This is a genomic window from Aphanizomenon sp. UHCC 0183, assembly GCF_009712065.1.
In the GTDB taxonomy this organism is placed as follows: Bacteria; Cyanobacteriota; Cyanobacteriia; order Cyanobacteriales; family Nostocaceae; genus Dolichospermum; species Dolichospermum heterosporum.
The window spans coordinates 1-19,701 of sequence record NZ_VILC01000179.1; the positions used below are offsets into that span (position 1 = coordinate 1).

The 19,701-nt window shown below is 38.2% G+C and carries 16 protein-coding genes and 1 tRNA gene; 10 read left to right on the forward strand and 7 right to left on the reverse strand.

What is annotated here, in order from left to right:
- Nucleotides 1-119 precede the first annotated feature (119 nt).
- Together FJR37_RS25880 and crtD are read right to left on the reverse strand one after the other, a co-directional pair.
- Complete coding sequence (locus FJR37_RS25880) at nt 120-2,309, reverse strand: transglycosylase SLT domain-containing protein (RefSeq protein ID WP_168467497.1); 2,190 nt, start codon at nt 2,307-2,309, stop codon at nt 120-122.
- Between the two features lie 684 nt (nt 2,310-2,993).
- The gene (crtD, locus tag FJR37_RS25885) at nt 2,994-4,508 is read right to left on the reverse strand and encodes a C-3',4' desaturase CrtD (protein WP_168467498.1); all 1,515 of its coding nucleotides are present in this window, start codon (nt 4,506-4,508) and stop codon (nt 2,994-2,996) included.
- Between the two features lie 202 nt (nt 4,509-4,710).
- Between crtD and FJR37_RS25890 the strand changes: the two genes are divergently transcribed.
- Together FJR37_RS25890 and FJR37_RS25895 are read left to right on the forward strand one after the other, a co-directional pair.
- Nucleotides 4,711-5,886 (forward strand): ATP/GTP-binding protein, encoded by a 1,176-nt coding sequence (locus tag FJR37_RS25890; RefSeq protein WP_168467499.1) that lies wholly within the window; start codon nt 4,711-4,713, stop codon nt 5,884-5,886.
- Nucleotides 5,883-6,662: a DUF3226 domain-containing protein gene (locus FJR37_RS25895; protein ID WP_168467500.1), complete on the forward strand. Its 780-nt coding sequence runs from the start codon at nt 5,883-5,885 to the stop codon at nt 6,660-6,662. The genes FJR37_RS25890 and FJR37_RS25895 overlap by 4 nt, the downstream gene beginning before the upstream one ends.
- 16 nt (nt 6,663-6,678) lie before the next feature.
- On the opposite strand, the gene FJR37_RS25900 is transcribed toward FJR37_RS25895, so the two are convergent.
- Both FJR37_RS25900 and FJR37_RS25905 read right to left on the reverse strand, forming a co-directional pair.
- Nucleotides 6,679-7,884: a DUF4336 domain-containing protein gene (locus FJR37_RS25900; protein WP_168467501.1), complete on the reverse strand. Its 1,206-nt coding sequence runs from the start codon at nt 7,882-7,884 to the stop codon at nt 6,679-6,681.
- A 137-nt stretch (nt 7,885-8,021) separates the two neighbouring features.
- On the reverse strand, nt 8,022-8,897 hold the full coding sequence (locus FJR37_RS25905) for a hypothetical protein (RefSeq protein WP_168467502.1): 876 nt from the start codon (nt 8,895-8,897) through the stop codon (nt 8,022-8,024).
- Between the two features lie 275 nt (nt 8,898-9,172).
- Here FJR37_RS25905 and FJR37_RS25910 point away from each other — a divergent pair, with 275 nt between their 5' ends.
- The 3 genes from FJR37_RS25910 to FJR37_RS25920 all read left to right on the forward strand — a co-directional run bounded on the left by FJR37_RS25910 (nt 9,173) and on the right by FJR37_RS25920 (nt 10,374).
- Nucleotides 9,173-9,724, forward strand: coding sequence for a lecithin retinol acyltransferase family protein (locus tag FJR37_RS25910; protein ID WP_052149842.1), 552 nt, complete (start codon nt 9,173-9,175; stop codon nt 9,722-9,724).
- 76 nt (nt 9,725-9,800) lie between these two features.
- Nucleotides 9,801-10,043 carry a hypothetical protein gene (locus FJR37_RS25915; protein WP_039201182.1) on the forward strand — a complete coding sequence of 81 codons (243 nt, stop codon included), beginning with the start codon at nt 9,801-9,803 and terminating at the stop codon, nt 10,041-10,043.
- Nucleotides 10,030-10,374 (forward strand): type II toxin-antitoxin system PemK/MazF family toxin, encoded by a 345-nt coding sequence (locus FJR37_RS25920; RefSeq protein ID WP_052149843.1) that lies wholly within the window; start codon nt 10,030-10,032, stop codon nt 10,372-10,374. Before FJR37_RS25915 ends, FJR37_RS25920 begins: the two co-directional genes overlap by 14 nt.
- 15 nt (nt 10,375-10,389) lie before the next feature.
- Here the strand turns inward: FJR37_RS25920 and FJR37_RS25925 are convergent, their stop codons facing one another.
- Nucleotides 10,390-11,370 carry an aldo/keto reductase gene (locus FJR37_RS25925; RefSeq protein ID WP_168467503.1) on the reverse strand — a complete coding sequence of 327 codons (981 nt, stop codon included), beginning with the start codon at nt 11,368-11,370 and terminating at the stop codon, nt 10,390-10,392.
- A 168-nt stretch (nt 11,371-11,538) separates the two neighbouring features.
- Here FJR37_RS25925 and FJR37_RS25930 point away from each other — a divergent pair, with 168 nt between their 5' ends.
- The 4 genes from FJR37_RS25930 to FJR37_RS25950 all read left to right on the forward strand — a co-directional run bounded on the left by FJR37_RS25930 (nt 11,539) and on the right by FJR37_RS25950 (nt 16,603).
- Nucleotides 11,539-12,096, forward strand: coding sequence for a hypothetical protein (locus tag FJR37_RS25930; protein ID WP_168467504.1), 558 nt, complete (start codon nt 11,539-11,541; stop codon nt 12,094-12,096).
- 31 nt (nt 12,097-12,127) lie between these two features.
- Nucleotides 12,128-13,384, forward strand: coding sequence for an MFS transporter (locus tag FJR37_RS25935; protein ID WP_039201185.1), 1,257 nt, complete (start codon nt 12,128-12,130; stop codon nt 13,382-13,384).
- Between the two features lie 135 nt (nt 13,385-13,519).
- Nucleotides 13,520-15,412, forward strand: a complete 1,893-nt coding sequence (gene ilvB, locus FJR37_RS25940) for a biosynthetic-type acetolactate synthase large subunit (RefSeq protein ID WP_039201186.1) — start codon at nt 13,520-13,522, stop codon at nt 15,410-15,412.
- A 951-nt stretch (nt 15,413-16,363) separates the two neighbouring features.
- Entirely contained in the window at nt 16,364-16,603 is a 240-nt protein-coding gene (locus FJR37_RS25950) for a type II toxin-antitoxin system VapC family toxin (RefSeq protein WP_052149776.1), read from the forward strand.
- A gap of 549 nt (nt 16,604-17,152) precedes the next feature.
- Here FJR37_RS25950 and FJR37_RS25955 read toward each other — a convergent pair.
- A tRNA-Thr gene (locus FJR37_RS25955) sits at nt 17,153-17,224 on the reverse strand.
- Between the two features lie 33 nt (nt 17,225-17,257).
- Here FJR37_RS25955 and FJR37_RS25960 point away from each other — a divergent pair.
- Nucleotides 17,258-17,548, forward strand: coding sequence for a DUF3493 domain-containing protein (locus tag FJR37_RS25960; protein ID WP_039200401.1), 291 nt, complete (start codon nt 17,258-17,260; stop codon nt 17,546-17,548).
- 25 nt (nt 17,549-17,573) lie between these two features.
- On the opposite strand, the gene FJR37_RS25965 is transcribed toward FJR37_RS25960, so the two are convergent.
- Entirely contained in the window at nt 17,574-19,238 is a 1,665-nt protein-coding gene (locus tag FJR37_RS25965) for a DUF1565 domain-containing protein (protein WP_168467505.1), read from the reverse strand.
- Nucleotides 19,239-19,701 lie beyond the last annotated feature (463 nt).

The window sequence follows — 19,701 nt, forward strand, 5'->3', positions numbered from 1 at the left end:
ACTTTTCAAACATCCTCTAAGTTCCTCGTTATCTAGTTTAGGCTAAAAAATGAATTTGACATCGGATTGAATATTATTAAATTGATTAAGGGCGCAGGCCCTGCGCCCCTACGGGTTCATTAATTTGCTGGTAATTGTGGGTGTGTTGCTGAATATTTGCTGACTATGGCAGACACTTCTGGGTTATAAAGTCTGAGATAATTCCAGTAGTTGCCAAAAACTTGGCGGACGTAATTTCTTGTTTCGTCAAAAGGAATTTCTTCGACAAATTCATCGGGATCTTGTTTGGGTATGGTTTGTAGCCATTTGGCGACGTTGCCGGGTCCGGCATTATAACTAGCGATCGCTAACATGGAATTATTGCCATACTGTTGATGAGTATGATCTAAATACCAAGTCCCCAACATAATATTATCGTTAGGATTTTCTAGGTTGAGTTTTTTGAAATCTAACCCGATTTGTGGGGCTATCCATGCCCCTGTACTGGGCATAACTTGCATTAAACCTGTTGCACCGACGGGGGATTTAATTTTGGATTGAAAGCGGGATTCTTGCCGCATTAAAGCTGTAACTAACAGAGGATTAAGTTGACGGGAAGTAGACCATTTTTCAATTTCTTGAAAATAAGGAAAAGGATAACGGGCTTGCCAGTAGATGGGTTGTTGACTTAAAGCTGCATATTCGGCTTTTTCAGTGGGGGTTTCTCGGTCTTCTAATTTAGCGATTTTGTCAATACCAATGAGATATTCACCTTTGGTTAATCTCATCAACCCTTCGGTAAACTGTTCAGCAACACTAGGCTGTTTTTTATTTTTAAATTCTGTTTCCCATTGCCACCAAGCATCACGATCTTGTCCTAGTAAATACAATTCATGGAAAGTCTGAGAACCGGCGGGAGGAACAGGACGTTGGGGGGGAATAATTGCCGGATTCATCACGCGCAAAGTATTAAAATTCCCCACATTTAAACCCAAAATACTGGCAGAACGCCAAGCATAATAAGATTGAGGAAATTCACTAATTACAGATTTATAAGCAGTGATAGCTTCCTGTTGTTTGCCTAGTATCGTTGCCCATTTGCCCACCCAAAATCCGGCTCTAGGAGCTAAAATGCTAGTTTTGTTATTAATAGTAATTGGTTGCGCCCATTGCCATGCTCCTAAATGATCATTGTTTTTGGCTTTATTTTGGGCGATTTTCCAGCGAAATTCTGCGGCTTCATCGGTGCTGCTATATTTACCTAGCAATAATTTCTCTGTCGTATTAGCTGATTTATTATCTTTGAGAGATTCTAAAAGTTTGGCTTTTTTAACTAATGCTGGAGGTGCTTGATCGGGAAATTTACTAATTATTTGGTCAAGGTAGATAATGGCATCTTTACCTTTAGCAATATCGGCTAGTCTTAATAGGGCTATTGCTGTTTCTTTGGCGGTGGGAAATTTTTGTAGTAGTTGTTTATAAACTGCAATGGCTTGATCTTGTTCTTTATTTAATTGTAATCCTCTGGCGATACGGTAGAGGCTGGTGGCTGTTTTTGGGGCTTGAATGTAAGCATTTTTAGCTTTGGTAAATTCATTGTTATCCCAATAGACTGAACCGATGAGTTCCCAATCTGTGGGTTTGAGTTGTGGCTGTTTTACCAATTGATCTAATACGCCCACAATTCCCGGCTCGTCTGCGGCGTATTGAGCCAAGATTAATTGTAATTTGGGTTGATTGGGGTTATCTTTTAAACGTTTGCGGATAATTTCCCAGGTGAGGGGATGGGAGGGAAATTGAGCGATCGCTTGATCGGATAATTTTGGTTGGGCGATCGCATATATAGCCTTGACTACGGCTGCGTCTTTGCCATATTCTTTTACCACCTTGCGGCGCAAATCGGAAGCTTGCTTATCTGCACCTAAAATATCATGAGCCTGGGCTTGTTTAAGTAAAATATAAGGTGCTAATACAGGATAATCTTTTTCCAGTCCTGTCAATAGACTCAGGGCTTTTTTGCCTTGGGAAGTTTCTACATAATCACAAGAGAGCAGATAACGGGCGCGTTCCCGATCTGGGGAACTACCTTTTTCAGCAATTTCCGTGAGTTTTGTTAATCTTTCTGGTACAGATTGAGACAATAGAGAAAAGACAACTGACTTAACTTTTGCAGCCTCAGATAGTTTTTCCGGCTTACTCTGACCCAAGTTCAACCATTGACTGACGGTTTTGCTGGCTTGGGGGGCTGATACCATTGCCCCGGCTAAAAAGGCACATAGTCCAGCACCAGCAAGTAGATAAATTTGTGTTTTCTGTAGTTTTTTCAACATTGATACTCGCTGTTTGCCTAGCGTCTCACGGAGAAAGTTGACGATTAGATGAATATTTTGGCAACTTTATCATTAGGGTAACACCCCTCACCAAGTTTTACGCCTATGATGCAAGACTTTCCGCCAGTTTATACAAATGTAATCTCTCTTTAATTTTGTGGTGACAGATTGTAGGGGCGGAGAGATCCCGCCCTCATTGGTGTCAACTTAACGTAAAACCCATAGCCCGCCTGGGAATGATAGCGTAGCGTGGCGTTAGCCATATTCCCAGTCTCATAGCAAAAGTCATCTGAAGATGACTAAAAATCCCCAGTTTAAGTAATTGGACAAAAATATTTACAGTCATTGCGAGCGAAGGGAAGCAATCACAACCCTGGCGATTGCTTGATTTCACTTCGTTTCATATGGCTAACGCCACGCAATGCTTACGCAATGACATTGTGTAATTAATTCTGTCTCACTACTTACTTTAGCCCTGTTCTGTCAGATTTGGAAAATACAATACCTGAAAGGTTTACGGGGCTTTGGTTTTGACGTTTTATGCAACAATTTTATTTTTTGATACATAAAAAACCGCCAAACCTTGATGAAATAAGAGTTACAAAAGATGGATTCGATTATTGTTTTCCGAGAGTGACAAAACAGGGCTAAGTTGACACCAATGCCCCGCCCTCAATTGTATTGCTAATTTTGACTTTGAATTTGCCTAACTACCGTTAAAGCTGAATAACTAACGCCCGCAGTCCCTTCTCCAGGATGAGTAGAATCACCAACCAACCACAAATTACGAATAGGTGTTCGATTAGCAAAACCAAAGGGTCCAAAGGTAGGAATTCTTTGACCAATACCACCAACAATACCTGATTCTCTACCTGTATAATGAGCGAAGGTACGAGGTGTGGCAGCTTCTACATGAATAATAGTTTCTGGTTTCAAATAGAAATATTCAGAAAGTTTGGATATGGCATCTTGAGTAAATTTTTGTTTTAACTCTTCATAATTTTGAGTTTCCCACCAGGGGATAAAATCAACAAAGGAAGAAGCGATAATTGTGGCTTTTCCTAATGGTGCGCGACCATCTCCTTCATGACTCACAGATACAAATAGGGAATTATTTTCTCCAATAGGTTTATTTACATCATATAAAAATTGTAAATGCGGTGGACAATTAGGAGGAATTGCACTTTTATCTACACCCAAATAAATCACATAAGCACCGGAAGCAGGTGGGAGTTTTTCGACCCTTTGTTTATATCCAGAAGGGGCATTTTCTCCTAATAATTGAACCAAGTTTTGAACGGTGACGTTAGCAACTATATGATCTGCTGATTCTGTCCAAGTTTTCCCGGTTTTCTGATTTTTAATGATGACGGCGTTGGCTTGGTTATGGACAACTTGGATTTTTTCAACATTGTGACGCATTAATAGCTTACCACCATCTCGTTCTAAAGATTCTACCAAGCGATCGCTCAAAACTTGCATACTCCCTTGCAGATGAAATAACCCTTGGGGTAATTGGGATACACTCAAAGCTGTAGCTGCATAAAGTAAAGCTGTTTCTTCCGCACTAACTTGAGAATATAATTTCAGTTGTAAATCTAAAAATGTCCGCAGTCTTTGGTCATTTCCTAACCCACATAATCGTAAAGCATCCCCCACAGTGAATAAAGTAAAAGGTGCAGTAATAAATGTCCTCGGACGGACAGCTTTAATTAATTGTCCTAAGTCCCATAAATTCCGGGGTGGTAAAACCGGATCACGTCCTTGAAATTCCCAACTAGCATTAAATAAAGTGGTTAATAATTGCCAAAAAGGTTCACTTCCGGGAAACTGTTTTTGACGTTCTGCTTGCCATTTTTGAGAATCACGCCAAACATTAATGGGTGTAGATTCTCCCGGAAGAAATACAGCACAAGCTGGGTCGCAAGGTGTCGCAGCGGGTAATTCTATATTTAATTCTGAGAAAATGCGGTGATGAATTCCCCCAGGTTCTAAACCCGCTACTTGCGTCGCACCAACATCAAAAGTAAATCCTTGACGTTTGAAAGTGGAAGCGCAACCACCAGGAACAATTGCTTGGTCAAGAATCAGGACATTATAACCTCTATGTGCTAATAATGCTCCGGCTGTAAGTCCACCTATACCCGCACCAATGACGATAACGCGGGATTGATTTTTTGGATCAGTAAGATTTGACATTGATGATTAACTTCAATTTCAGAGTAATTAATGAGATATGATCTAATCAAACAATCATCATTATTCACATCTAATATATCAGATTTATTCACGATAAAATAAATGGTAGATGACTCTATTTACATTATCAATATGGTATGTTATGTATTGACAGCTTTCAGAAAAATAATCTATGGTATACAGCTTGAGCTAAAATAAGCCTATGAGCAATTTAGAAAACGTCACAATTCATCAATTTAGAGGACTTCGAGACTTAGAACTAAAGGATCTTGGACGGATTAACCTGCTTGTTGGTATTAACAACTCAGGTAAAACCAGTGTACTAGAAGCATTATCTGTCTACTGTCATCCATTAGATATTAAAGTATGGCTCAGTACAGCAAGTCAACGAGAGCAGGATATTAGAGTATCCCGTACTCAGTCAATTGATGCACTAAGATGGTTATTCACACATAATTCTGCGTCTACCGTAGAACTTTATAAACCCATTATTCTTATTTCTAGCACTGGTTTATTCTCTGTAAACAAGTTAATAGCAAGCTATGAAGAAATGGAGGAAATATGGTTATCTGAAGAAAGTAAGACTAAAAATCCTATTGAAAATGAAGATAGCCCAAGAATTAGGAAAGGAATTGATTTAAAAATAGAGGTATTTGCAAATGTATTTCCAGATGGTTATCAGTTAAATTTACTTGGTGCATCACCTATAAGTTTATTTGGTGAATCACCTGCGTTTACTGAAAATTTTTTGCTATGGGAGGATGAACGTTTTTATAGATTACCTAGAACGAGAGAACCTAGCTTATGCTTAAATACTTCTATAGTTACACCATCATCTCATCGTTCAGAAATCGGACAATTTCGATTACTTTCAGAAGCTAGATTTCAAAATTTTAAATCTGATGTAGTGAAATTATTACAACAGATGGATAAAAATATTTCTGACATAGAAATTTTGTTATCTCCAGAATCTATAAGTTCTCGATTTAATATATATATTCAACATGAAAAACTAGGACTTGCACCGGTTAGCACTTTTGGTGATGGTATCCGTCGTTTATTGCATATAGCTCTTAAACTTGCCAGCGTCAAAGGTGGTATTCTTTTAATTGATGAATTAGAGTCAACAATTCATACAGAAGCCTTACAAAATTCTTTTCGATGGTTAGTTAAATGGTGTACAGAAATGGATGTTCAACTATTTGCAACTACCCATAGTCTGGAAGCTGTTGATGCTTTATTAGAAGTTACTGAATCAGATTCAGATTTGGTGCTTTATCGCTTAGAACCAAAGGAAGGAAAAACAAAAGTAGTTAGACATGATGGACATAGATTAAGACGATTAAGAGAAGAATTAGGTCAGGAGGTGCGTTGGTGAGTCGGAAATATGTTTTAATTGGTGTTGAGGGGAATCATGATCAGGCTTTTATATCTAAGATTTTATGTAAATTATTAGGCTTTTCTGAATTTAAGGGAGATGAATCAAATCTAGATAGTTTTTGGCGGAAATTTATTCCTACTTATCCTAAAGGGGGAAATTTATATAAAAGACTTGATATGCCAACAATTTTGTATACGGAGACGTTATCAATTGCTTTATATGCAGGTGAAGGAAGTAATTTAATTACTAATTTGAATGATAAATTATCTGATATTGATTATTCCACTCTTTTAGCGTTTGCAATTATAGCTGATGCTGATGACGATACACCTAACAAAGTTGTGGAAAAATATCATCATGGTTTTAAAGAATATTTCCCTAATTTTCCAACTATAGTTAATCAAAGTGGTAATGTCATAGAAGGTTTACCAAGATTAGGAATTTACATATTACCAGATAATTCTCAACAAGGTGTATTAGATACTTTGATTTGTGATTGTGGAGATTTAGTTTATCCTGAATATATGCAAAGAGCAAGAGAATATATAAATAAATTTTCTGAAGAGGAGAGGAAGAAAAAGCCTTTAAAATGGAAACCTTTTGATCAAGAAAAGGCGATAATTGCTACAGTCGTAAGTGTTCTAAAACCAGGTAAAACTAATCAAACAAGTATTAGTGATAACAGTTGGATTAGTCCTGAAACAGAAGCTCAAATTCCAGCAATTCAAAATTTAATTAAGTTTTTCAGGAACTTGTTGAATTTAGAAACTTGAATAATATCCTATAATTCTACACCTTCTCCCTTGCAGGTGGCACAATACCCAACTTATTTAACCCTGAATCAATATTTCTCAATAACTTAAAATCATCCTCCGGTAAAGGATAATTACTACTAAATAAACTACATTTTTCCAAAAACGTAAATGCTTGCCGAAATTGCTGCGGTTCTGCCTTAATTGGAGCATCAAAATGACAGGGAATAATCCCTTGAAAATCCCAACTAGCAACTTTATTAGCCCAATTTATTGTTTCCTGGGGGGCGCGATTGAGAATCAAACTTTGTAAAATTGGGGCAACAAATATTCGCCCATTTCCTTGCAGAATATTAAATGATTCTTGCCAATTTTCTTGCCATTGGAAGGGGAAAAACCCAAAATAGGCTTTTCTTGACCGTTCTGGGGCTGTTTGGGCATCACCCCATGCTTCACTCCATGTAGGTACTTCTAACACACTGGGGCTAAAATATAAGGAAAATAATGTGATTCGCTGCCACCCTTTGCGACGATTTGCTGAGGTATCGGCAACCATGTCAAAGGCTTTATCCTTGGCGTGGTAGAGTAGGGGGTAGGGGTCAAGTTGAACAATTGCTGGTGGCTCTGCTGGTACTGAAACTATGGTATCTGTAAGTAAGAGAGTGTGCGATCGCTTATGGAAAAAAGCCACCTCTGCAAACTTACCCAAACCCAAATCAATCGGTCCGAGGGTTGCATAATCAAAATCCTCAACAAAAGGAGCTTCCTGGCTATTTTCAGGCAGTATGCAAGTCCGTTTACCAGGTAAACCCAACCAACTCAAAGGCAAATTCAAGGGAAAACTCCATTGTCCGGGAGCAACAAAAACCTGTGCAGTGGGAAAGCGTCGCGCAAAAGGACCAACAAAAACCTTATGTTCTATTCCCGATATCGTGGGCAAAATAATATACTTAACATCACCGTGTTCTACTACCAACTCATTCAGCAACCTAACACATTCTCCCGTTGGTGCGACAGGTGCATAAACCAGCAAACCGCCTTTTTCCAGCTTAACTACAGTCATGCGAATTGGCACAACTACATAGAAAATTCCCTGTAATTGGTCAAAAGTCCAGATCGTATCTTTGACAACTTCTTTACGGATAGTATGCCGTTGACCATAAGGGTAAATTGGCACAACAGGCCAAAACCGCCATGAAAAATCCTGGGGATTAATTTGTTCTATGTCTTCACTTTTAACCACTTAGCGAACCTCCCCCAATTCCCAATACTCAGATTTTTGTTTGCTTTCCTAAATTTGGAGTTTAGCAAATTATGGGGGTGATAAACATAAGATTTCTGACTTCTGAGACAAGTTGGATATTTGAACATAAGTAATTTTCATATTCCAGCTTGAGTTAATACTTCACTCAAATCAGCAACTAAATCTAAAATTTCTGCCCACTCTGTTAAATAAACATAATCTAAATTTTCACTTTGTAACTTAATTATCCCCAAAACATCACGCCATTGTTTTTCTGATTTACTTCCTTTTCCCCAACGCAGTTTTTGTAAAATAATATCTTCTGCTGAAGCTATCCAAAAAGCAAGTATTCCATCTAAATCAACTAATATTCTTCGCTGCATTTGGGATATTGCAAAAGGTGAATTATCAGTAATATAAATATCAGCATTAGCAATAGTTTCTGTATGGGTAATATTCAACATATTTTCCAAACCTCGTTGCAAATTTTCTACCGCACCTGCTGGACAATAATATCCAGATGCTTCTAAAGTTTCTACCAGTAAATCTATTTGATTTGGTTTAACTTCTACCACGAAATCTAAATCACGAGTAGAACGTGGTTCTCCATGAATAGAACTAGCAACACCTCGATTAACATAGTAATCAATATTAATTGATTCAAAAATTTGATGTAGTTCTCCTGCTAAAGAAATTGAATCTTGAATCCACATATTTTCATCAATACCTTTTGGTTGAAAATCAGGAGTAAATTTTTCTCCTAATACAGCACGGGTAAATATATCACGAATTTCCTGTATAGTTAAATTACGATATCGAGATTTAATTCCTATAAGACATAGTTTTTTTACTCCTTGTTCATGGCTAATAAATCTTTCTATGCGTTGTTTTAATGATAATTGCCGCCATTTTTGAAAGAAATAAATATCAGCTTCTATATCTGTGTCTTGGCTTTGGGGTTGATAATTAGATTTGGGAATTGTTGGGAAAAATAAGTTTGATTTTTTTAGCATATTTCATGTTTAAATCTGGGAATTCTAAATGCTAGGTAATTAATTTAAATACTATAGCATTTTCCAGTCTAATGAAGTACAAAATTATTTGCGTTTATCTGCGTCCATCTGCGTTTAATTATTACTGCTTGTATCTCACTTGAATGGGAATACCTATATACTTCATTCAAACTTTAATTAAGAATTAGATTATTCTTGAAAAATTTAAATAAAACTTATTCAACTATGATATAAAAACTGGTATATTAATCAGCAATTAAAGTATAGATAGTGACATGACACAAGATAATTATATCCTTCCAGGAGATCATATATACTATGAATGTGGATCTTATACCCATCATGGTATATACTGTGGTGAAGTTTCACATAAAAATAGACTTTATCAAGATGTTGTTATCCATTTTGAAGGTAAATTCAAAAGTGGAAAAATTAGAGGAATTTCTTATGAAAAGTTTTCTCAAGGACGTGACATATTCATAGTGAAATATCAAGAAGGATATTATTTTCATCGTGATATAGTTGTTAGAAGAGCTATAAATAAACTGGGAGAACCGGACTATAATCTTTTTGGTAACAATTGTGAACATTTTGCACATTGGTGTAAAACAGGTAAAAAGATTTCTTCACAAGTAAATGATGCAATTACTGCGGCTGGTGGAATCTTCGGAGGCGCAATTGGTGGAGGAATAGCAGCAGCACTTTTACCGCTTGCTGCACCGGAAGTTGCTATAATTGGAGTTGCGGTTGCTGCTGGATATGCAGTTGGGAAAGTAGGAGAAACTCTAGCAAAAAAATGCACAGATTCACCAGGTTATAATATTTAATTATAGACAGACTTTAGGTTGAAAACTCAATCTTTTTCTCTTGGCTACCTGGATAGATTGAAAGGAGATAACAATAATGACATTAGGACATTTAGCAATTGTAAAAGATGGGAAAATAGAATTACTCAATCCCCTATCTATTCCCGAAGGGACAAAAGTATTTATTATTCCTATTCTACCAGAAGAGAATAATGCAGAAGAAAGCGCAGATTGGGAAAATTTTTCTTTAAATAACTTAAATGAATGTTATGCAGAAAATGAACCAGAATATACATTAGAATCAATCCAAGAATATAACCCTGATCATGAAAGAAGGTAATATTATATTAACTCCTATTCCTCAAGCAAATGGAGAAATTAAAAACCGTCCGACTCTTATTTTGCGAGAAATGCCGAAATATCAGGATTTTTTGGTATGTGGAATTAGTACACAATTAAAACAATATATTCCAGAGTTTGATGAAATAGTTTCACCTAGTGATGATGATTTTCAATCTAGTGGTTTAGTTAGTTCATCTGTGATTAGATTGAGTTTCTTAACAGTTATTACTCGTAACAATATAATTGGCTCAATTGGGTCAATTTCCAAAGAAAGACACCAACGATTATTATATAATTTGAGTCAATATTTAATTCAATCAAGAGATTAATATAGAAAAATTATCTCACTTTGTCTGAAAAATATTCTGCACCATTTTCTTCTCCACCCTATCCGTAGCATTATCCAACTCTATCACCTCACCATCACTCAAAACCCAACCCAAAGCCCCAATATTCTCCTGTGCTTGTTCCACACTTTTAGCCCCAGGAATGGGAATTGTCCCTTTACTAATACACCAATTAATAGCCACTTGAGACATAGTTTTATTTCTCGTATTTGCTATTTCCTGCAAACAACCTAAAAGCGGCTTCATTCCTGGTAATAACTGTTTACATAAAAATCCGCGAATACCTTTGGGAAAACTGCCATTTTCCGAAAACTTTCCTGTTAATAAACCCAACCCTAAAGGACTATAAGCAATTAATTTAATTCCGAAATTATCACAAACATCCTTTAAACCTAATTCCGTTACCGGATAAGTAGATAAAAGTGAATATTGTACCTGCAAAGTTTTAATCGGTATACCTCTTTCCTGAAATCTTTTATGCACCCATAAAAGTCTTTTAGTTCCATAATTAGATAAACCCACGCCCTTTACCAAACCCTGTTCATACAAATCACCCAAACCATCTAATAAACCCACCTCTTGCCAAGGTGCATAATTAGCAGTAGACCAATGCATTTGCACCAAATCAACATTGCGTCCTAATCTTTTTGCAGAGGCATGACAAGCTGATATAATTGAATTTCTAGTCCATCTCCAAGGGTATGCGGCTAACTTAGTAGCAATGCAAATATTCTCTTGATTTAAACCTTGATATGCTTGGGCAAATTTCCCTAAAAGTAACTCACTGCGTCCCTTTAATTTACCTGTACCGTAGGAATCACCCGTATCAAATAATGTGATGCCATTGCTCACACAGAGATTAAACACCTCTTGTAACTGGTTATCCATACTTTCATCGTATCCCCAGAGCAGTTGATTTCCCCAAGCCCAAGTTCCGCAACCCATGAGAGGAAGATTTAATAAATTGTGAGTTAGCATAATTAAGAAAAACTTGCCAATTGTTATAAACTAATTATTTACGAATAATACCAATGATCCGTAAAGCTAAACCGAATAATTATCATCTTTATTTATCCGCGTTTATCCGCGTGCATCTGCGTTTAATTTTCATTTTAAAACTGTCACAAATACCAAAGTAAAAACTAAATGCCCATTATCATTTGTCCGGGAATCCATGCACCAGAATTAACTAAAAGCTTTATCCAAGGGTGCTTAAATCAAGCTGGTGAAAAATCCATAGATATACTGGTTTATCCTGAACAGGGTTATTTAACTTTATCAACATTTCATATTTTACATTTTTTGTGCGATCGCCTCGGTAATAAGCTAAAATCCCCTGTTATATTCTTATGCTTTAGTGCTGGTGTCATTGGCGGTATAGGTGCAGCCACAGCATGGCAACTTTGGGGAGGTCATGTTCAAGCCTTCATTGCTATTGATGGTTGGGGAGTCCCTCTAGGGGGCAATTTCCCCATACATCGTTTAAGTCATGATCATTACACCCATTGGACCTCAGCTTACCTCGGTACGGGAGAAAACAACTTTTACGCCGAGCCAGCAGTTGACCATTTATCAATGTGGCAGTCACCTCAATCTGTCCAAGGACAGTGGACAAATCCATCCGTTGGCTTCTCTCCACCTAAACAATACCTCAGTGCATCCGAATTTCTCAATTTCCTATTAGAACGTTATAACAAGAAATAGTGATTATTTATTCCCCATTCCCAACTATCTAATGCTTCCTCCTGAACCTACTGCTATTAATAACGGTTTTACCGGACTGCTTAAAAACCGGGGTTTTATGCTCCTATGGATTGGTCAACTGATTTCCCAATTAGCTGATAAGGTATTCTTTGTGTTAATGATTGCCTTACTCAAACTCTACCTACCCAGTAATGAGATAAACGGTGATGCACGCTTCTATTTATACATGGCATTTACCGTACCAGCAATATTGTTTGGCTCTGCTGGTGGTGTTATCGTTGACCGTGTACCAAAAAAACTGATTATGGTAGGTTCAGATGTGGTGCGGGGAATATTCATGGTGTTAATTCCCTTCCTGCCACGACAATTTGGGATACTTTTATTCTTCACCTTTGGTATCTCCACCGTTACCCAGTTTTTTGCCCCAGCGGAACAAGCGTCAATTCCCTTGTTGGTGAGAAAGGAAGGTTTAATGGCTGCTAATGCCCTATTTAGTAGCACCATGATGGCAGCATTAATTATTGGTAATGCAGTGGCTACTCCGATGTTAAATTGGTTTGAAACCTTTAATAAAGGTTTTGGCAAAGAATTGGTTGTCGGCTGCTTGTACCTAATTTCTGCCGTGATTATGATGCCAATTCAGTTTCGAGAACATAGACACATTGACAAAACCGCACCCGCAATTAATCCCTGGGCGGAATTTGTGCTAGGACTGCGCTATCTCAAACAAAATCGGCTGGTGTGGAATGCTATGCTGCAAATTGTCACCTTATACTGCGTATTTGCCGCCCTGATAGAATTAGCCATTGGTATGGCAGCAAGGTTACATTTAGCTCCAGAAGAATTTAGTTCTTTCGTCGCTGCGGCGGGGGTAGGTATGGTAATAGGTGCGGCTATTCTGGGCAATTTTGGACATAGACTATACAATAAACCTTTGCCTTTAATCGGATTTTTAATCATGGCCTTTTCCTTGGGGTTATTCATTTTTATTGATAACCAACCCTTAGCATTAGGACTTTGTATTTTCTTGGGTGTGGGTGCAGCTTTTGTCAACGTGCCAATGCAAACTTTAATTCAACAACAAGCACCATCAGAAATGCACGGTAAAGTCTTTGGCTTTCAAAATCATGCCATTAATATCGCTCTGACAGCACCTCTATTAATTACGACAAAGCTAGTCAATGCCTTTGGATTGTCGGCGGTGTTATTCGGAATAAGTATAGTTGTCGGGGCTATTGGTATTTGGACATGGCAAAATACTCGGCGGGTATTGCAAGATGTGATCTAGAAATCGTACAATTATAGTCCTGTTCTTAACGCTAATAAATACGGCTTTCTCTGCAATTGTGAAAATTTTTACATTAAAATGAAGTTTTAAATACAGAATCTAAGCGTTAATTTTAGCTATACTTTGAGGTTAACTGTGGTTTCGTCTTCTCAAATCAGTCTCCCAAAATCTGAAAATAATCAGCAGTCTCCTGTATCTAATTCGTCAATTCCCTCACCAAAACGGGCATCTGGCGGTTTCGCGTTGATAGATAGTCTCATCCGTCATGGTGTTGAGCATATCTTTGGTTATCCTGGTGGTGCGATTCTACCGATTTATGATGACCTCTATAAAATAGAAGCTGGGGGTACGGTCAAGCATATCTTAGTTAGACATGAACAAGGTGCTTCCCACGCCGCCGACGGTTACGCCCGTGCTACTGGTAAAGTGGGAGTATGCTTTGGTACTTCCGGTCCTGGGGCAACCAATTTAGTTACAGGTATTGCTACAGCCTACATGGATTCTATTCCCATGATTGTGGTGACGGGACAAGTACCCCGCGCTGCAATTGGTACAGATGCCTTCCAAGAAACAGATATTTACGGGATTACTTTACCCATTGTTAAGCATTCCTATGTAGTCCGTGATGCCAAAGACATGGCGCGGATTGTCGCTGAAGCTTTTCACATTGCCAGCACTGGTAGACCGGGTCCTGTTTTAATTGATGTTCCCAAGGATGTGGCTTTAGAAGAGTTTGATTATGTGCCTGTAGCACCGGGTTCTATTAAGTTACCGGGTTATCGTCCCACGGTGAAGGGAAATCCTCGCCAAATTAATGCAGCTATTCAATTAATTAGCGAAAGTCGTCGTCCATTGTTGTATGTTGGGGGAGGAGCGATCGCGGCTAATGCCCACGAAGAAGTCAAACAACTGGCAGAATTATTTAATCTCCCCGTCACTACCACCTTAATGGGTATCGGTGCATTTGACGAACATCATCCTCTGTCCTTGGGAATGTTGGGAATGCACGGTACAGCTTACGCCAACTTTGCTGTTACAGATTGCGATTTATTAATTTGCGTCGGTGCTAGATTTGATGACCGCGTGACAGGTAAATTAGATGAATTTGCCTCTTTAGCTAAAGTCATTCACATTGATATTGACCCCGCAGAAGTCGGTAAAAACCGCGTTCCCGAAGTTCCCATTGTTGGTGATGTTAAAAACGTCTTAAAAGACTTATTACGCCGATGTCAAGACGCAAATACTAAAGCCACACCTAACCAAAATCAAGAATGGTTAAACTTAATTAACAGTTGGAAACAAGATTATCCTTTAATTGTCCCCCATCACGCTGACAGCATTTCTCCCCAAGAGGTAATTGTCGAAGTTGGCACTCAAGCGCCCCAGGCATTTTACACCACAGATGTCGGTCAACACCAAATGTGGGCTGCCCAATTCCTCAAAAATGGACCAAGACGCTGGATTTCTAGCGCTGGTTTAGGAACAATGGGTTTTGGTGTCCCTGCGGCTATGGGTGTAAAGGTAGCATTCCCGGACGAAGAAGTAGTCTGTATTAGCGGTGATGCCAGTTTCCAAATGTGTTTGCAGGAGTTGGGAACACTAGCACAATATGGGATTAATGTCAAGACCTTGATCTTAAATAACGGTTGGCAGGGAATGGTGCGCCAGTGGCAAGAAGCCTTCTATGGACAGCGTTATTCATCTTCTAATATGGAAGTGGGAATGCCTGATATTGAGCTTTTAGCACAGGCTTATGGCATCAAAGGGATGGTAATTACTAAGCGGGAAGAGTTGGCAGATAAAATTGCCGAAATGCTGGCACACAATGGCCCTGTAATTGTCAATGTCCACGTTACCAGAGATGAAAACTGCTATCCCATGGTAGCCCCTGGTAAGAACAACTCGCAAATGGTTGGTTTACCTAAGCCAACACCAAGAACCGCAGTTGAATCAATTTCTTGCAGCAATTGTGGGACTCAAAACCAAGCTAATCATAATTTCTGTTCTGATTGTGGAACAAAGTTGTAGTTAGATTTTGTAGATTTTGTAAGGGTTTAGCATTGCTAAACCCTTACAGTAAAGGTAACCGTTCAAAGGTAGAGAAAATAAAGAAGCTGATTTTCTCATTTGTTATAACGGTAAATGGGGAGTTTTGGAAGTTGATAGACCAGTTCACACCGCATAACGCAGAGTTGAAGAACAAGAAAGAGAACGCATTTTCAAGAAAAACGGTATCAAAGTTGTAGAAAGATTTGATTCTGAAAGATGTTATAACAATCCTGATGAAGTAGTGCAGGAATTTTTCAAAATGATAGATATTGGATATTCTTAAAATAAAGCATCAAGAAGATCCCCGACTTCTTTTTTAAACTTGTCAATAAAATGTAAATTGATTTAAGAAGTCGGGGATCTGGATCTTGTGGTAAAATTGAAATCGAATTCAAAACCACACACAAAACATGACTACAAAAATCCCCTTTACCGTCATCACAGGCTTCTTAGGAAGCGGTAAAACCAGTAGGTTGGGTCGAACAAAGTGAAACCCAACAAAGCCTTGTAAATGTTGGGTTTCGTTCCTCAACCCAACCTACATAATTTGGTTTTTTTGAGCTTAACCGACAAGTATTGGGTTAAATAAAGAAACTTACGTTATGATCAAATAAATATCAACAATTATTCCTTAGACTTAAAAATCAATCTTTACAAGATATAATTACAAAAGAAGGGAACAGGGAACAGGGAACAGGGAGCAAATAAGAAACAAAAGTTGCTGAGTTTAAAGCTCAGTCAAAAAAAAGGATGTTTTTAAAAGATGCGTAGCACGAAAAAAACAGTGTCATTATTTCAATCTCATGTTTTTAAACATGAGTTTTTCCTGTTCCCTGTTGCCCGTTCCCTGTTCCCTGTTCCCTCTGAATAATATTATCTCAGAAGTTAGAGAAGAAAGATATGAGGAATTAATCAATTCATTGAAAGTCTATGAATAATTATCTAATTTGTGTAGATGCCAGCTTTACCATTAACTTAATTAATAGTAAATCTATGGATTCACCATTTATCAAACTATGGGAAAATTGGCAACAAAATTCTGATACTATTATTGCTCCCACATTATTTTATTATGAAATCACCAATGCTTTACATCGCATGAATCAAGCAAATTTATTAACCATTGAGGAGACAAAAAAAGCTTTGCAAGATGCGTTAATTTGGGGATAGTTCTTTATGGAAGTTCTCAATTTCCCCAAGTTCACGAAATGGCACTAACTCTAGCAAAAACCCTCAAATTATCTGCTGCTTATGATTCTCATTACCTAGTACAGGTTGGTGTAAATAACATGATCATTAAAAGCTCTGAAAATTTGATTAGACATCTCCAGAAAAGATGTAGAGACGTTCCATGGAACGTCTCTACAAAGGTTTCAGGTCACGCATCTTTAATTTCTGGAGATGTCTATTGATTACAAGGCTTAAAAATAGTTCATTAACTTACACCGTGTTGTACTAGTACAGGTTGGCGTAAATAACATGATCATTAAAATCTCTGAAAATTTGATTGATTACAAGGCTTGAAAATGATTTATTCACTTACGCCGTGTATTAGTCTGTTTCAATGGAATTAAGCTATGAGACAGGGAATTCATTCCCTGGCGGTTGTGGAAGGCAACAGATAAGCCATTTTTAACTTAAGTTGACACCAATAAGCTTTTACTTTACCCCTACCTATAGAATCAAAGGACAAAGCCGTTTAGAGTATATATTACTTAAAGCCGATGATGAGATTTGAACTCACGACCTACTGATTACGAATCAGTTGCTCTACCCCTGAGCCACATCGGCGTACACAGTTACACATCATAACATAATTTATTGATGATAAAACCAAATTCTCCAAAAAATCTCAACCCGCAACAATATGAACGCCTCAAAGCCGAAGTAGCCGCACCCTATCGAGGGTTAAGGCAATTTATCTATATTGGTGTCGGTGCTTCTGGCTTTATTGGTGCATTCGTCTTCTTCTTTCAACTCCTAGCAGGACGCGATATTGAACAAGCAGCGCCTAATTTCGCAATCCAGCTAGGAGTAATTGGGTTAATGGTGTTTCTCTGGAAATGGGAAAACAGGAAGAATAGGCAAGAGGCAAAAGGCAAAAGGCAAGAGTAAATATTTCCCTGCCCTCTACCCCTACCTACTTACCAGTTACCAAATAGGGAGAATTAATGGGTTGAACACGACCGGCATTAACCAGGGCTTGATATACAAAAGCCGCAATATCCGCTCTAGTTGCTTGACGCTGAGGTGCAAGTTCTTTAACAGTGGGATAGTTAATGACTAATTGCCGTGAAGTTGCGGCTGCTACTGGACTAACTGCATAACTGGGAATTTGACTAGCATCAGTATAGAAGTTAATCACAGTCTGAGTATTCGCAGTTAAACCCAAACCATTAGCTAAAGCAACTATTGCTTGCACTCTAGGAATTTGTTGTTCTGGTTTAAAGGTTAAATCAGGATAACCAGACAGGAACGGACTACTAGAAGCTGTTTGAATGGCGCTATAAGCCCAATAATTGCTTTTGACATCGTTAAAAGTAATGCCTTTGCGTGTTGCTGAAGGTTTAAAAGCCTTATTGATAATGGCAGCAAATTGAGCGCGAGTTACAGGTTCATTGGGTTTAAAACTACCATCTGGAAAACCAGCGATAATATTTTGAGAAGCTAAGGCTTCAATGTAAGCTTTTGCCCAATAACCTGTTTGTACATCTTTAAAAGCAGTATTTCCAGTATTTCCAGTATTCCCAGTATTCCCAGTATTGTTATCGGGTGGTGTAGTCACCTTAGCTGCGACAAAATCCACAGCACCAAAAATCCGCTTCTCGTTGATATCGTTACCAATAGCGACAATTTTGCCAGCTTTAGTGGCATTGTTAACGTCATAACGGGCATTATCACGGATGAGATTACCACCAGGATTTTCACTCGTACCCAAGTCAGGAACTGCACTAATAGTAGCGACAATACCATCTCGTTTATTACTGCGAATGGCATTTTTACGGAGTATGGGTTTTGCAGTTTCCGAGATAAAAAGACCGTCTGTATTTTGGGTGATATTGTTACTTTCTAATAAAGGTGTGGAACTACCACCAATCGCTACACCAAAACCAGTATCTTGAAACAAATTGCCACGAATCACACCTTGAGCCGATTTAGCTACGGAAATTCCATTGCCCTTATTTTTCAAAAAGATGTTATTTTCAATTTGGGGATTTCCCGTACCTGTCACAAAAATCCCTTCTCGGATGCTGTTAATAAAGGTACTATTTTTGATTGCAGGGTTACTGGATTCTACCCATACAGCCGTTCCCCGTGAATTGGGGTTGGTAAAAGTTAAACCTGTAATGATAGTGCCATTATTCGCTAACAGGGTAATATCCTGTCTAGCAAAAGTGCGACTGGTATAATAGCCACCACCGATAATGACGATTCCTTCACCTTTGTTGGATTCATTACCTTGAAGCGTGACTCCAGAATTGAGAACAAGGGGGAATGTTTCACCACTATCTTTACTATAGTTTCCAGGAGCAACCTGAACAACCGTCCCGGCTGTAGCTTTAGAAAGGGCAAAAGTGATAGTTTTATAGGGGGCTTCTGTAGTTCCATTACCGGAAGTATCTTTTCCAGTGACAGAGTTAACGTAAATGACAGTCCCACTAGCTGGTACTTGGGCTGTTAAAGTTGGGGACGCACCAGCTTTAAGTTGACTAAGTATGAGAGTAGAACTACCAGCAACTAATAACAAAGCGGTGAGACTGGTCTGTAAAGACAAACGAGAAATGTGAAAACCCTGATTTTTCATTTTTTTACTGAATTATGTGCTTTTAATGATGGTACTTTCACAAGAGTGCAGTGTAACAGATATTCATCTGCAAAACTTATAACAAACTATACCTGATGATTAGGACTTATGCAGCTAAAATTCTGATTAAAAAAAATAATGTATCGCAGGAGTCAGGAGTCGGGATTAAAACCCTGTTGTGGGATGAGTTTCATAAATATCTACGGTACGTTGACACAAATAATTGATGTCCTAACCTGTTGTGCATTTAATTTGTATAAGTGGAACAGGCATCTTGCCTGTTAAACAAGAGTTCAGAATATTAGGATTATACAATTTAGCTGTGTAACAGCTTAACCACAAGAGGAATGCGGTAGTGTTGGCAGCTTCCCGTCTTCAGACCGAAGGGGAAAACGCACACAGGCGAATTGATTGCCTTCAATATTCGTGATACAATCAAATTGTCACTAAGGGACTTCCAATT

Bases quoted from the DNA above. Each gene is read 5' to 3' on its own strand.
- FJR37_RS25880 (WP_168467497.1), bottom strand. From the start codon at position 2,309: ATGTTGAAAAAACTACAGAAAACACAAATTTATCTACTTGCTGGTGCT.
- crtD (WP_168467498.1), bottom strand. From the start codon at position 4,508: ATGTCAAATCTTACTGATCCAAAAAATCAATCCCGCGTTATCGTCATT.
- FJR37_RS25890 (WP_168467499.1), top strand. From the start codon at position 4,711: ATGAGCAATTTAGAAAACGTCACAATTCATCAATTTAGAGGACTTCGA.
- FJR37_RS25905 (WP_168467502.1), bottom strand. From the start codon at position 8,897: ATGCTAAAAAAATCAAACTTATTTTTCCCAACAATTCCCAAATCTAAT.
- FJR37_RS25910 (WP_052149842.1), top strand. From the start codon at position 9,173: ATGACACAAGATAATTATATCCTTCCAGGAGATCATATATACTATGAA.
- FJR37_RS25915 (WP_039201182.1), top strand. From the start codon at position 9,801: ATGACATTAGGACATTTAGCAATTGTAAAAGATGGGAAAATAGAATTA.
- FJR37_RS25920 (WP_052149843.1), top strand. From the start codon at position 10,030: ATGAAAGAAGGTAATATTATATTAACTCCTATTCCTCAAGCAAATGGA.
- FJR37_RS25925 (WP_168467503.1), bottom strand. From the start codon at position 11,370: ATGCTAACTCACAATTTATTAAATCTTCCTCTCATGGGTTGCGGAACT.
- FJR37_RS25930 (WP_168467504.1), top strand. From the start codon at position 11,539: ATGCCCATTATCATTTGTCCGGGAATCCATGCACCAGAATTAACTAAA.
- FJR37_RS25935 (WP_039201185.1), top strand. From the start codon at position 12,128: ATGCTTCCTCCTGAACCTACTGCTATTAATAACGGTTTTACCGGACTG.
- FJR37_RS25950 (WP_052149776.1), top strand. From the start codon at position 16,364: ATGAATAATTATCTAATTTGTGTAGATGCCAGCTTTACCATTAACTTA.
- FJR37_RS25960 (WP_039200401.1), top strand. From the start codon at position 17,258: ATGATAAAACCAAATTCTCCAAAAAATCTCAACCCGCAACAATATGAA.
- FJR37_RS25965 (WP_168467505.1), bottom strand. From the start codon at position 19,238: ATGAAAAATCAGGGTTTTCACATTTCTCGTTTGTCTTTACAGACCAGT.